We start from the raw sequence: 11,180 nt of genomic DNA, 5'->3' as shown, positions 1-11,180 counted from the left end.
CACAACCAAATACGCTCCCTAGAGCCCGGACTCCTTATGCCAGATACGGCGGGACGCCCGGAGCGGGTCCTCGGCAACTGACGGTTCGACCTCCCATATGCGGGTCATGGCCTTCTCTGTGGTGAAGGGGGCCCAGCCTGGATCTCCCGAAGCGGCGAAGGAGAACCAGGAGGCACGGAGGTGTTCGGACAGGCGGGTGAAGTCCTGGGGCGGGGCCTTGCCACCGAACAGGAAAGCTGACAGCGGCCCTTGTGTGTGGCCGAAGGTCGCCGGGATGTCCATGGTGTGACAGGCGCCCAGAGCCCCGCCGAAGGCCGGGCTGCTCCACATGAAGTCGTAGAGCCAGGCCCGGCCGCCCGCGGCGGCGTGCGCCTCGGCCAGCCACGTAGCGGGCATCCGGAACAACGCGTCGGAGAACATGGTGACGTACAACTGAGGGTCCGTCAGGCCTGGGTAGGCGGACCGGTACTCGATGGCAGCTTGGCGGCCGAGCCCCAATCCTTCGGCCACGGTGTCGAGGTTGAGGTCGCGAGTCTTCGCCGAGGCCTGCGCCGGCCTTCGCGACGCCCGCTCGCGCAAACCCGCGCGTGCCATCGACAGCATCATGGGCACGGCCTTGATCAATGCTGAGGGCTTGATCTTGACCAGACCCCGTTGCATGGCGAACAGAGTGAACTCGTCATGCGTGTAGCCGCAGATCAGATCCACGTCACGTGCACACCCCGAACGGATGGCGAGCCATGGCTTGTCGACGACGGTGACTCCGTCGATGACGGGTGAGAACGCGGTGATGGCCTCGGGAGTCGTCCAGTGCGACGGATCCTCCCGCATTGCGGGCAGGGCCACGTCCTGTACGGCCAGCAGCGCCTCCGGGGGCACGGAGGCGAAGTCCCCGGGGCCCACGCCGACCGCTTCCCCGATCAGGACGGAAATGCGCTGCGCTTCCTCCTCGGGCAGGTACCGTCCGGCGATGCTCTGGACGATGGCGCGACGGAACAGGCCGCGGGCGGCGGGTGCGGACAGTAGCGAGGCGACGGATGCACCTCCGCCGGATTCGCCGAAGACCGTCACGTTGTCGGGGTCGCCGCCGAAGGCGGCGATGTTCTCGTTTACCCAGGTGAGTGCGGCGGTCTGATCGAGGAAGCCCCTGTTGGCGGGTGCCCCCGGCACGAATCCGAATCCCTCGAAGCCGACGCGGTAGTTGAATGTCACCAGCACCACGCCACCCCGGGCCAGCACCTCTCCGTCGTAGCCGGGATCACCGGAGTAGCCCGTCTTCCACCCCCCGCCGTAGATCCACACCATGACGGGCAGCCGGTCACCGGCGCCCCCTGGGGTCCATACGTTCACGCTGAGGCAGTCCAGGCCGTCTTCCGGTCGCCAGACCGCGGGCATGCCGGGAGCCAGTGGCAACTGTGGCGGTGCGGCGCTGAATGAGGTCGCCGGACGGACACCGTCCCAGGCGGGGACCGGGGCCGGGGCCTGGAACCTCAGGGGCCCTTCCGGTGGGAGGGCATAGGGAATGCCCTTGAAGACCGACAGCCCGTTCTGGGCCGTCCCTTCGATCGTGCCGTTGAGAGTCTCTATGGCGACGCCCATGGGGATTCCTTTTCAGATTGAGAGCCTGAGGACCGCGTCCAGCAGGCATTTCCCGCCGAACATCAGGTCGGTGATCCGGGCGTGTTCGTCCGGTGCGTGGATGAGGCGCATGATGTCCGCGTCACTGGCGGAGGGAAAGAATCCGACTACGTTCATGTCAGGGAAGGCGCGGGCGTCCGTGGAGGCCGGGTTGATGTACGGCAGGACACGCGCGTCCGGGTCGTGGGCCGCGACGGTATCGCCCAGAACCCGCAGGAGCCGCGGGTCGTCGTGGACGCGGTGGCTCATCCTGCCGTGCAGCAGGGATACCGCCACACGGTCCCCGAGTGCCTTCTGGACCTCTTCCATCCACCGATCGGGCAGCTCGCCCGGCAGCAGGCGTCCGTCCAGCACCACGCTCGCTTCGACGGGCACCACGTTCTGCCGCTGCCCCGCGGACAATATCGTCGCAGTGGCGGTGTTGTGCAGCCCGGCGACTACGAACTCACGCAGGACGGGATCGATGGGCAGGCTGTTCGCACCGGCCCAGGTCGGTTCCTTCAGCAGCCGCTCGATGGCCTGTGCGCCCGCGCCCGGGTGCAGGTCTGCCAAGGTGTGCAGCATGCGGCGCGCCGCCGGATGCAGCACCGATTGGGGGGAGAACGCGCGCAACCGGAGCAGGGCCTCGGCCAGCGTGAAGATTGCTGTATCCGCACGCGGGACGGAGGCGTGCCCGCCCTGCCCGCGCGCGGTGACCCGCATCCGGGCGCTGCCCTTCTCCGCCACCTGCACGGTGTAGACGGGGCCGCCGGGCGTCACGAAACGCTGGCCACCGCCTTCGTTGAACGCCCACTCGGCCTCTACGAGACTGCGGTGGTTCTCCCACAGCCAGTACGCCCCCAGCCGGCTACCGGCTTCCTCGTCGGCGGTGACCACCAGCAGCAGATCCCGGCTCAGCGGTATCCGGTGCGCGGCGAGGAGCTGCATCACCAGCAGGCTCGCGGCCACCTGGCCCTTCATGTCGAGTGCCCCTCGGCCCCACACGCGGCCGTCGGCCACCTCGCCCGAGAAGGGAGGACGATTCCACTGGTCGGGCTGAGCACCGACCACGTCGGCGTGGCCCAGCAGCATCAGCGGCGGCTCCTGTCCAGAACCGGGCAGCCGAGCGACGAGGTTGGCCCGCCCGGGCTCGGACTCCAGAACCGTGTGTGCGATACCGGATCGGGACAGCTCGCGGGAGAGATAGCGCGCGGCGGCGATCTCGTTGCCCGGCGGGTTCGAGGTGTCCAGGCGGATCAGCGCCGAAAGGTGGCTGACGAGGTGTTGCTCCTGGTCGGCCCAGGAGAAGGGCAGTGGCATCGGCTGGGTTGGCGTGGACATCTACGCTCCGGAGTTCCTGAAACGGCAACGGCACAAGGCGAGGAAGCAGATCACCGCGCCGAGCGCGCAGGCGACCAGGACCACGGACATGGGTACGGCGGTGTCCTTGCCCGCGATGCCGACCAGCGGTGAGGTGATCGCGCCGATCAGGAAGGAGGAGGCGCCCAACAGCGCGGAGGCGGTTCCGGCCGCATCCGGGGTACGCATCAGGGCCTGCGCGTTGGTGGTCGGCAGGACCAGGCCCTGCGCGGACATAAGGACGAAGAGGCCGGCCGCCACCGGCAACAGGCCGGCCTCGCCGAGGACCCCTGTGGTCATCAGGAGCAGGGCGACGGCGGACAGGACGATCAGGCCGAGGCCGGTGGCCAGCACTTTGTCGGGGCCGACCCTGCCGACGAGTAGTTTGCCGTTGATCTGGCCGACCGCGATCAGGCCGACGGAATTCAGCCCGAAGAGCAGGCTGAAGGTCTGCGGCGAGGCGCCGTATATCTCCTGGATGACAAAGGGTGAGGCCGAGATGTACGCGAACAGCGCGGCGAAGGCGAGTCCTCCGGCCAACATGTAGCCGGTGAAGACCCGGTCGGCCAGCAGCCCGCCCATGGTGCGCAGGGCCGGGCCGATCCCACCGGTTTGGCGGCGCTGCGGTGGGAGTGACTCCTCCAGCCACTTCGACACCATGAGGGTGAGGACGAGACCGATGCCGGTCAGGACGTGGAAAACGCCCCGCCAGTCGGTGACGCGCAGCACCTGTCCGCCGATGAGCGGGGCGATGATCGGCGCGGCCCCTGAGACCAGCAGCAGGGTGGAGAAGAAGCGGGCCATCGCGACGCCGTCGTGGAGGTCGCGGACGACGGCGCGGGCGATGACGATGCCGGCGGCGCCGGCCAGGCCCTGGACCAGCCGGAAGGCGATGAGCAGTTCGACGGAGGGGGCGAAGGCGCAGATCGCGGTGGCCAGGACGTACACACTCATGCCGATGAGCAGCGGGCGGCGGCGCCCCCACTTGTCGCTCATCGGGCCGATGACCAGCTGGCCGACGGCCATGCCCGCGAGGCAGGCGGTGAGGGTCAGCTGGGCGGTGGCGGCGGGGGTGGCGAGGGAGCTGGTCACCCCGGGCAGGGCCGGGAGGTACATGTCCATCGACAGTGGTGCGAGGCCGGTGAGCCCGCCGAGCAGCAGCGTGGCGAGGAAGCCAGCGCGACGGGCCGGGGCCGGGCCGGGGCGCGTCTGCGGCTGTGCCCCCTGAGGGAGCGAAGGGGCGGTCATCCGCCGAGCCTCCGTGGCGTTATTGACAATGAAGAGAGTTCGTTACACGTGTAATCATTCCGCTGGAACCTGTGTAGCATCTACCTGCGCGCTGCGCCAGGCCAAGCTGCTCAATGTGCTGCGAATCGTGACGGTCGACGATTCTCGACCCGCGCTCTCGGCACGTGTAATCACCCACACGGAATTGAGGACGCACGTGATCACACCCGACGGACGCGAACCCGTCAGCACTTCCGGCCACCTCGCGGAGGTGCACGAGAGCATGGGCGGCGAGCCGCAGCTGGACTTCCCCGGCCCGAGCACCCCCTACATCGACTACCAGTGCCTCGATGTCCTGCTGGCGATCCAGCGCCCCCTGTCCGACGCGCCCGCCGAGCCGACGTTCTACATCCTCGGCCAGGTCAAGGAGCTCCTGTTCAAGTTGCTCCACGGGGAACTGTGCACGGTGCGGGAGCTGCTTGACGGTGACGACATCGCACAGGCGGTATGGACGCTGCGTCGCACACGCCGGGTGATCGAGTTGCTCAACGGCACCTGGGACGTGCTGGGCACCTTGGCGCCGACGGAGTTCAACGCCTTCCGTGAGCACCTCGGCCAGGCTTCGGGCTTTCAGTCCTACATGTACCGCATGCTCGAGTACGTCCTGGGCAACAAGAACGCGGCCATGTCCCGCCCGCACCGCCACGTCCCGCACGTGCACGAGAAGGTCCAAGAGGCCCTCCGGGCGCCGAGCGTGTACGACGCCGCGCTGCGTCTGCTGGCCCGACGAGGGGCGGACATCCCGGAATCTGTGCTCGCGCGAGACCTCACCGAGCCGTACGTGCCGCACGCCGCGGTGGAGCGAGCCTGGGCGGACCTCTACCGGGCAGGGCCGGGCGACGATCTGTTCGAACTCGCCGAGGCGATGATCGCCGTTGCCGAAGGGTTCAGTCGCTGGCGCGCCCTGCATCTGCTCACCGTGGAACGGATCATCGGCAACAAGACGGGCACCGGTGGAACCGCGGGGGTGTCGTGGCTCCGCCGAGTGAGCGAGTACCGGTTCTTCCCCGAACTGTGGAGTGCCAGGAGCCTGTTGTGACCAGGTAGGACGGCACAGGAATCCGCCTGGTCCCGCGATGCGCAACAGCGGGACCAGGCAGCCTCTCGCCGTCGGCCGGTTGAACCGGCTATCGCGCCACCGCGGGGCGCAGTCGCCGCCAGTATCCGGCGAGGTCGCCGGCGGCGGTGGTGACGGTGTCCAGGCTCATCGTGGTGCGGGAGTCCCGGTCGTAGCGATCCCAGCGCGGCATGGGGTGATGGTTGGGGTCGCCGGTGCGGATGAAGGAGATCCACGACGCGTGCATTGTCGCGGCGAGACCGTCACGAACCCTGGGGTTGAGCCCGGCCAGGAAGGGCGCCTGCGACCACTTGTCGAAGTTGTTGAATACGAACGGCAGCTCCAGGCAGTGCGCGGCGGCCAGTCGACCGCCGTGCGCGGGCGTCGGGAGGTCGAACTGGTACGCCCAGACCGCCCGCCCGCGGGCCGCTCGCCGCTCGGCCAGCGCGAGACTGGGCAGACGGAACAGGTCGTCGCTGATCAGGTCCATGAGTACGTCCACCGGACGGGCGCCCGGCCGAGCCTCCTCATACGCGGTGTAGGCCTCGGCCGCGCGGCTCGGGAAGGTGTCCCGAACTCTGGCGAGCACCTGGTCCTTGGTCGCCGCGGCGTATGTTTCGTCGAGCCCGAAGGCGAAATTGGCCTCTTCCCTGGTCCAGCCGATCAGGACGTCGATGTCCGCCCCGGGACCGGTGAGCAGCAGGTCGGCGGGGTCACGGTCCAGTGTCACCCCGTCGAGCACCGGCAGGAACGGGGTGGACCAGTAGCCCCATCGTGCGGTGCGCCCGAACATCTGGAGGGTGGCGGCGATCAGGCGTGGCCAGGGCACGGCCCGTAGTTCGGTGACGTCCTTGGCTCCGAGGATGTCCAGGTAGGTGGCGGTGCGCTGGAGTGACTCGGCGCGCGTGGGGATCTGCAGGCCGAGCGGCGGGCTCTGCAGGATGGCGCGCCGGAACAGGGGGCGGCCCTTGGGCCGAGCGCCGGCGAGCGCCGCGACCGAGAACGCGCCGCCGGACTGACCCGCGACAGTGATGTTGTCCGGGTCGCCGCCGAACGCGGCGACGTTGTCTTGTACCCACCGAAGCGCGGCGAGTTGGTCGGTGAACCAGAAGTTCCCCCCGGCGCCGTCCCCGCCGAAGTAGAGGTATCCCAGAGGCCCGAGCCGGTAGTTGATGGTCACGACGACGAGGTCGCCGTCGCGCGCGAAGGTCTCGCCTGAGTAGTTGGGCATCGAGCCTGATCCGGAGATGAAGCCACCGCCGTGGATCCAGACCATCACCGGCCGCTTTGAGCTGTCGGCCGCCGGGGTCCAGATGTTGAGCGTGAGGCAGTCCTCGTCGAAGGGGGGTGAGCCGTGCGTTCCGAGTACCTGGTCGCCGCCTTCCCGGTACAGCTGCGGGGCGCTCGGGCCGAAGGCGGTCGCCTCGCGCGTCCCAGGCCATCCGGGATGCGGTTCAGCCGGCCGCCATCGAAGGGCGCCGACCGGCGGCGCCGCGTACGGCACGCCCTTGAATACGGCGAGGCCACCTTCCACGGCGCCACGCAGCCGGCCCGCGGGCAGCTCCACGACAGGTGAGGTCTCGCCGGTGGGCGAGTCGGCGCGCGCCGCGCCCACGCCCGCCAGGCCGGAGAGCAGTACGCCGCTGGCCAGCATTCCACTGGTCTTGAGTAGTTTGCGCCGTGATGGATCGTCGGTCATGTGGTGTCACTCTCCTGACTGATCACGAGCCTGGCGCCGGTCCTACCGGCATGGCGTGAAATTGACGATGGCCAGCATTACGGCATGGGTGGGTCCAAGGGTCAAGGGGTGCGGCGCCGATCCCCTCTATATCTTGCGAACTATTGACGGTCGTTGCAGTGACGCGATAGACACGTGTCATCTCGGTCCTGCTCCAGAGCTCGACCTTGGATTCGAGCCCGTCCGGGCAACGGCGCAAAAGCGCGTCTCCCTCGGCCGCCAGGCCGGCTATGAAGCCGGACCGCAGTGCGCTGGGCCCCTTGTGAAGGCGCGACCACATCGGCAACATCCGGCCTTCCAGGGCCGGCTGACAATGTACGGAGTCTCCATGGCACGTCGGTTTCGTCCCGTTGGTCTGATCGCCGTCACGACAAGCCTCTTGCTGGCCACGGCATGTGGTGGTGCCAGCCTCGGGACCAGTGAGGACAATGAGAACGGGTCCGTGAAGATCGGGCTCCTCCTCCCGCGGTCGGGCATCTACAAGGCGCTCGGCGACGACATGAAGAACGGCTTCGAGCTCTACGTCAAGCAGCAGGGCGGGAAGCTCGGCGGCCGCGAAGTGGAGCTCGTGGTCGCGGACGAGGGGGAGACGGCCGACTCCGGCAAGGCGGCGGCGGAGAAGCTGGTCAAGCAGGACCGGGTGCTGGCGGTGAGCGGGGTGGTGAGCTCGGCCACCATCAACGGGGTCAAGGATTTGTTCGAGACCAGCAAGATCCCGCTTGTCGGCTCGAATGCCTCGCCGACGACCTTGACCGGGGCCGAGTACGTCTGGCGTACCTCGTATGTCAACGACGAACCGGGCAAGGCGTTGGGCAAGCACGTCGCCGAGAAGGCCGGGGGTCCTGTCTTCCTTATCGCTGCGGGCTACCAGGCAGGCAGGGACGAGGTGGAGGGATTCAAGTCCACCTTCCTTCCCGCGGGTGGCAAGATCGCGGGGGAGGAGGTCTACACGCCGTTTCCGGGGACCAAGAACTTCCAGCCCTACCTCGCGCAGATCGAGAGGTCCGGCGCGAAGTCCGTCTTCTGCTTCTACGCCGGCGGCGCCGCCGTCGACTTCGTCAAGCAGTACCGGGACTTCGGACTGGCCGGCAAGATCCCGCTCTACGCGCCCGGCTTCCTCACCGAGGGCGGTGTGCTCAAGGGGCAGGGAGAGGCGGCCACCGGCATCTTCACCTCACTCAACTACAGCGCGGACCTGGACAACGCCGCCAACAAGCGGTTCGCACCGGCATACACGTCCGCCTACGGGTCGGCCCCGACCACCTACGCGATGGCGTCATGGGACGCCGCGCAGGTGCTCGACACGGCGATCAAGGCAGCCGGTGGCACGGTGACCTCGGAAACGGTCAACGCCGCTATCGCCAAGGTGGGGGACATCGACAGCCCGCGGGGCACCTGGCGGTTCAACAGCGGCGGCACGCCCATCCAGCCCTGGTACCTGCGTGAGGTCAAGCAGGGCGCCAACACCGTCAGCGCCGACCTCGGCCGGCTGGGCGGCTGATATGGCCGGATGGTTGGACGGCAACTTCGTCAGCGTCGTCGACGGGGTCGCCTTCGGTCTGCTCCTGTTCACGATCGCTGTCGGCCTTTCGCTGGTCTTCGGCATGATGGACGTGCTCAACCTGGCTCACGGCACGCTCTACCTCGCCGGGGCATACGTCGCCTACGCACTGTCCGACGGAAGCCTTCGGGGTCTGCTCCTCGCGCTGCTGGCCGGTGCTCTGGTGGGCACCATGGGCGGGGCGGCGCTGACGTTCCTCACACAGCCACTGGCCCGGCGAGGGCATCTGGACCAGGCCGTGCTGACACTCGGTATCACGTTCATCGTGGCCGATCTTCTCGCCGCGGCTTTCGGCGGCGAGGTGCTGCCCACGGAACCGCCGACGTCGCTGCGCGGGACGGTGGACCTCCTCGGCCATGCGTATCCGGTCTACCGGCTGGTGTTCATCGCCGTCGCGGCCGGCCTCGCGCTCGTCGTGTACCTCGTCTTCGAACGGAGCTCGCTCGGAGCACTGGTACGGGCCACCGTCGCGGACCGGGACATGGTCCGGGCGTTGGGTGTCGACATCCGCAAGGTGCTCTACGGAGTCTTCGCGTTCGGGGCGGCCCTGGCGGCGGTCGGTGGTGTCCTCGGGGCACCGATTCTGGGCCCCGGGCCGGGAGTCGACGAGACCGTGCTCGTCCTCTCGCTCGTCGTCGTGGTCGTCGGCGGCCTCGGATCGGTGCGGGGTGCGCTCGTTGGAGCGCTTCTCATCGGCCAGGTGCAGACTCTCGGTGTTGCGCTGCTCCCGGAGTACGCCCCCTTCCTCCTCTTCGGCACCATGCTGGCCGTGCTCGTCGTGCGGCCGCACGGCCTGGTCGCGACGGCGGTGCGCACATGAGCCCGTCTGCAACCGCCGGATCCACCGCACGGCGGCTGTCGGTGACCGCCGTCCTCGTCGGACTCGCGCTTGCCCCCTTCCTCCTCGGCTCGTACGCCGTCGGCACCCTGTCGCGGATCCTGGTGTTCGCCCTGCTCGCCATGAGCGTGAACCTGCTCACCGGCCTGACCGGACTGCCGACCCTCGGCCAATCGGCCTACTTCGGCGTCGGTGCCTATACGGCGGCAATCGTGGCGACGAGGCTCACCGACATCGGGATACTTCAACTCCTCACCGCCGCGGTCGTCTCCGCGCTTGTGGCGGTCCCGACCGGGTGGCTTGCCGTCAGGGCCCGAGGCGTGGTGTTCCTGATGCTGACGCTGGCCATCGGCGAGATCGCCTACAGCGCGGCGGTCAACTGGAAGTCGCTGACCAACGGCACCGACGGCATGTCGGGCATCCCGCCCGTCGTACCGTTGCCCGGCATGCCCGCGCTGGAGCTCGACGGGCTGGTCTATTTCTACGTGCTGGCCGTATCCCTGCTGCTCTTCGCGGCCGTCTCCCGCCTGGGCTCGACACCGTTCGCCCTCGCCCTGCGCGGAATCCGAGACAACGAGCGCCGCATGAGCGCGATCGGCTATCCCACCCGGCGGTACGCCCTGACCGTCTACTGCGGCGCCGGGGCGCTGGCCGGAGTCGCGGGGGCCTTGTGGGTGTCGGTGCAGCGGTTCGTCTCGCCCGGCGACGCCGGATTCGAGATCGCCGCCCTCGCGCTGCTGGCCGTCGTCATCGGCGGCTCCGGCTCGATGTGGGGGGCCTGCGCCGGCGCCGCGCTCGTCTGGCTCACCCGCGACTACCTCGGCAACCTCGAAGCCGTCGCCGGACGCGGGCCGCTGCTGCTGGGACTGCTCTTCGTCATCGCCGTCTACACACTGCCCCGCGGACTGGCCGGCGTACGGCTCCCGCTCAAGGCGACCCGAAAGAGGACGGCGTGACAGATCTCGACCTCCTGGAACTACGCCAGGTGTCCAAGCAGTTCGGGTCCTTCAAAGCCGTGGACGATGTCTGCCTCACCGTACGGGCGGGCGCGCGGCACGCGATCATCGGCCCGAACGGCGCGGGTAAATCAACCCTGTTCGGCCTCATCTCCGGAACGCTTGCACCTACCGGCGGAAACATCCTTGTCGACGGGCAGGACGTAACCCGGCTACCCGTGGATCGCAGGGTCGCCCTCGGTGTCGCCGCGACCTTCCAGCACTCCAGTCTCTTCATGCGCGAGAGTGTGCTGGAGAACGTCTTGCTCGCCGTCTTGCGCCCGGCCGGTACCGGACTCGGCGGGTGGCGGAAGGTGAGCGCCCGGGCCGCGGCTATCGCGCAGGCGCACACGCTGCTCGAGCGAGTGGGCCTGCCCACCCGGCACGACGTCTCGGCGGCCGCACTCTCGCACGGCGAACGGCGGCAGCTGGAGGTCGCCGTCGCACTGGCCACTGAACCCCGGCTGCTGTTGCTGGATGAACCGGCCGCCGGGATGTCGCCGGCGGAGACGGCGCGACTCACCGAACTGATCGCCGCCTTGCCCCGGGAGGTGACCGTACTGCTCATCGAACACGATCTCGACATGGTCTTCGAGCTCGCCGACACGGTGACGGTCATGCACCTCGGCAGACACCTCAAAACCGGCTCCCCGGATGAGGTGCGGGCATCCGCCGAAGTCCAGAGCGCCTATCTCGGCACCGTGGAGGTCTCCTCGTGAAGCCGTTCT

9 protein-coding genes are annotated in these 11,180 nt (G+C 68.6%); 5 read left to right on the top strand and 4 right to left on the bottom strand.

Features of this window, described 5'->3' with window-relative positions:
• Nucleotides 1-18: 18 nt before the first annotated feature.
• The 3 genes from J7E97_RS15990 to J7E97_RS15980 are packed head-to-tail and all read right to left on the bottom strand — an operon-like array spanning nucleotide 19 to nucleotide 4,224.
• Nucleotides 19-1,599 (bottom strand): carboxylesterase/lipase family protein, encoded by a 1,581-nt coding sequence (locus tag J7E97_RS15990; protein WP_215027553.1) that lies wholly within the window; start codon nucleotides 1,597-1,599, stop codon nucleotides 19-21.
• 12 nt (nucleotides 1,600-1,611) lie between these two features.
• Nucleotides 1,612-2,958 carry a M20/M25/M40 family metallo-hydrolase gene (locus J7E97_RS15985; RefSeq protein WP_215027551.1) on the bottom strand — a complete coding sequence of 449 codons (1,347 nt, stop codon included), beginning with the start codon at nucleotides 2,956-2,958 and terminating at the stop codon, nucleotides 1,612-1,614.
• Nucleotides 2,959-4,224: a multidrug effflux MFS transporter gene (locus J7E97_RS15980; RefSeq protein ID WP_215027549.1), complete on the bottom strand. Its 1,266-nt coding sequence runs from the start codon at nucleotides 4,222-4,224 to the stop codon at nucleotides 2,959-2,961.
• Nucleotides 4,225-4,420: 196 nt separating this feature from the next.
• Between J7E97_RS15980 and J7E97_RS15975 the strand changes: the two genes are divergently transcribed.
• Nucleotides 4,421-5,302, top strand: a complete 882-nt coding sequence (locus J7E97_RS15975; RefSeq protein ID WP_308346527.1) for a tryptophan 2,3-dioxygenase family protein — start codon at nucleotides 4,421-4,423, stop codon at nucleotides 5,300-5,302.
• 88 nt (nucleotides 5,303-5,390) lie between these two features.
• On the opposite strand, the gene J7E97_RS15970 is transcribed toward J7E97_RS15975, so the two are convergent.
• Nucleotides 5,391-7,019, bottom strand: coding sequence for a carboxylesterase/lipase family protein (locus tag J7E97_RS15970; protein ID WP_215027547.1), 1,629 nt, complete (start codon nucleotides 7,017-7,019; stop codon nucleotides 5,391-5,393).
• A gap of 481 nt (nucleotides 7,020-7,500) precedes the next feature.
• On the opposite strand from J7E97_RS15970, the gene J7E97_RS15965 reads away from it, so the two are divergent.
• The 4 genes from J7E97_RS15965 to J7E97_RS15950 are packed head-to-tail and all read left to right on the top strand — an operon-like array spanning nucleotide 7,501 to nucleotide 11,171.
• A complete protein-coding gene (locus J7E97_RS15965; RefSeq protein ID WP_215027545.1) occupies nucleotides 7,501-8,559 on the top strand; it encodes an ABC transporter substrate-binding protein in 1,059 nt (352 codons plus the stop codon).
• 1 nt (nucleotide 8,560) lies between these two features.
• Nucleotides 8,561-9,439, top strand: a complete 879-nt coding sequence (locus J7E97_RS15960) for a branched-chain amino acid ABC transporter permease (protein WP_215027543.1) — start codon at nucleotides 8,561-8,563, stop codon at nucleotides 9,437-9,439.
• Nucleotides 9,436-10,413, top strand: coding sequence for a branched-chain amino acid ABC transporter permease (locus J7E97_RS15955; RefSeq protein ID WP_215027540.1), 978 nt, complete (start codon nucleotides 9,436-9,438; stop codon nucleotides 10,411-10,413). Before J7E97_RS15960 ends, J7E97_RS15955 begins: the two co-directional genes overlap by 4 nt.
• Nucleotides 10,410-11,171, top strand: coding sequence for an ABC transporter ATP-binding protein (locus J7E97_RS15950; RefSeq protein WP_215027539.1), 762 nt, complete (start codon nucleotides 10,410-10,412; stop codon nucleotides 11,169-11,171). Before J7E97_RS15955 ends, J7E97_RS15950 begins: the two co-directional genes overlap by 4 nt.
• The last annotated feature ends 9 nt before the right edge of the window (nucleotides 11,172-11,180 follow it).

It is taken from the genome of Streptomyces sp. ISL-66 (assembly GCF_018614135.1).
In the GTDB taxonomy this organism is placed as follows: domain Bacteria; phylum Actinomycetota; class Actinomycetes; order Streptomycetales; family Streptomycetaceae; genus Streptomyces.
This window is presented reverse-complemented; position numbering and strand designations above follow the sequence as displayed.